Here is a 2,169-nt window from a genome sequence, read left to right as displayed (position 1 = left end):
TTATTTCGCTGCAAATTATAATTGGAATAGCGGATTCAGGGTACCAGAGGCTATCTTGGAGAATAAATTTTGTGATTTCGGTACAGGTCTGCTGATGTTCTATTATGCGGATGGTTACCGAAAGTTAGAAAACCCTGAAGAGGTCTCAAATTCTCCTTTAGAAAAATGGAAAAGTTTCTTAAATATGGTTTATAAAAAACTAATAAATGAAGAATTCAGATCTCAACATATTTCTTTTGACCCTGGGTTATCTAAGATAGAAAAATTCAAGATACAAAAAAGTGATTTCAATGTTCCTGATACTCTTATAGAAAAGTCACCAGGTGAAGTAGTTGAAATACCTAAAATATAAAGCTGTATTACTTCCTTGATTAGCAACTGCTTTTCAAGGTTTTTTGTTGAACTTGAATTGTATTAGCAAAAACAACCATATATACATCTGAATTTAGGTCCAATAAACTTGGCGGAATGGTTTCCAGCGGTGACATCAGCATTGGAAATTATTCCGTTCAGCAGCTGTCCCAGCATGATTTCCATCAGGATTTGATTTCCGGCGTGCGGGGCAAAGCTACAAAAAATATGCTCTCTCTGGATGTGCTTATAGGCAAAGGGGCTGCAAACCTCCTGTCGCGGTATGTTCCATATTCCGGAGCGTGGGTGAACATGCTGGCAGAAAAGTTTGAGATGAGGACCGCTGAGTACAGCTTCCGGGCCTTAAACGTTGTGACAGCATCTGTCGGAAGCGATATCAGTGAGCAGGAATTTGCGACAGTGAGAGGGCAGGTTGTGAATACTGAAAAAGTGTCCGATTATAAGAATGACTGGTATGGCAACTACCACACGCTGATGGATGGTAGGATTATCTGGGAATTTATGGATAACGAGGGAAATGTGAATTACAAATTCGTCTCTGAGATCCCGGAGAGCCGGTTAAAGCCGGAGGAAGAAGAGGAAAAGAATGCATTTCAAAAATCTATTGGAGCATTCAAGGAAATTGGATTGGATGTATGGAGCGGCCTTGAAGAAAGAGGTCAAAAAGCAACAGATTCATGGTATGATTTTGGTAACTACTTGACGCTTGGCGCATTTGACTTGGCGAAAAATACGCACAGCGGATTACAGTATAATGCAGAAAATATGCTGAATTCCCCCGCTGATTTTGCCAATTGGCTGACCATGGGCGGCGTTGATATGGTAAATGGCGCCGTGAATCCGGATGAGGCCTTTTCGAAAGAGCATTGGAAGTCAAGCTTCGGTTTATTTTTAACAGGCGTTGGCGCGAGAGGTGTTAGTGCCCCAAAGAGTAGCGGAATGCCTAAAACTAATTCGAAAGTAACATCGAATGATCAAGAGAGCACCGTGTCTGCAGCCCAAGCAACCTCGGCGACACGGAAACTACCTACCCTAACGAATATAAGAGAATGGTACCGTGTGAACGTTCCTGAAATGGGGCTTGTGCAAGATAGTATGGGTGGTTATTATTTTGCTGTAAAGAAGGGTGATGGGGAAAATACGGCGGTTAATAGTGATGGACCTGTTAATGTTACTAATAGCGGGGGCGCCGATAGGCTTATTCCGGGCCGACCTGGCGTAGTCACAGGCGGTAATTCCAATAGTTTAGGAAAAAATATGTTAGAAGATATGAGGGTAAAACGTTCCGCAAAGTGGAGTGGATATCAGGCGCAACACATAATTCCTTCTGAAATGGCAAATAATCCTGTTATTAAAAAAATAGGTATGAATTTAGATGATACAACGAATGGTATTTTTTTAAGAATTCCAAATAGCGACATAAGTCCAATGTCTAGACATAGAGGGTATCATTCAGTTTATAACGAGGTAGTGGCAAAAAAATTAAATAGTATGGATATAAACCAAAGTGTGGATGTTTTACAAAAGCAAGTTTATGATTTACAAAGTAATTTAAGAAAGTTACAAGAAAATGGTCTACCTTTATATCCTAGACACGGTGCAACTGTAGAACTTTGGGAACGAAAACTTAAACAATTAGAATAATATTTTATTTATTAAAAGACATATGGTAAAAAAGGAGGTTAGTCTTATGGATAGTGGAGAAGAAATAAGTTTACTTAAGGAATTACTTTATAGCGCAGACGAAAACTATATAGTAAGACAGTTAAGAAAAATAGAAGATCCTTTAACCCTACA

2 protein-coding genes are annotated in these 2,169 nt (G+C 39.5%); both read left to right on the top strand.

The genetic code is table 11. The features are described from left to right. Nucleotides 1–352: DUF4274 domain-containing protein (locus tag ON01_RS18385; protein ID WP_010532492.1), on the top strand; the 352-nt coding region annotated here is incomplete at its 5' end. 311 nt (nucleotides 353–663) lie between these two features. Beyond that, the gene (locus ON01_RS20005; protein ID WP_245545026.1) at nucleotides 664–2,016 is read left to right on the top strand and encodes an AHH domain-containing protein; all 1,353 of its coding nucleotides are present in this window, start codon (nucleotides 664–666) and stop codon (nucleotides 2,014–2,016) included. Nucleotides 2,017–2,169 lie beyond the last annotated feature (153 nt).

Source organism: Lentibacillus jeotgali, from assembly GCF_000224785.1.
Taxonomy (GTDB): domain Bacteria; phylum Bacillota; class Bacilli; order Bacillales; family Amphibacillaceae; genus Lentibacillus; species Lentibacillus jeotgali.
The sequence above is the reverse complement of the archived record's forward strand: the minus strand, read 5'-3'. Positions and strand labels throughout refer to the sequence as shown.

Bases quoted from the DNA above. Each gene is read 5' to 3' on its own strand.
- ON01_RS20005 (WP_245545026.1), top strand. From the start codon at position 664: ATGCTGGCAGAAAAGTTTGAGATGAGGACCGCTGAGTACAGCTTCCGG.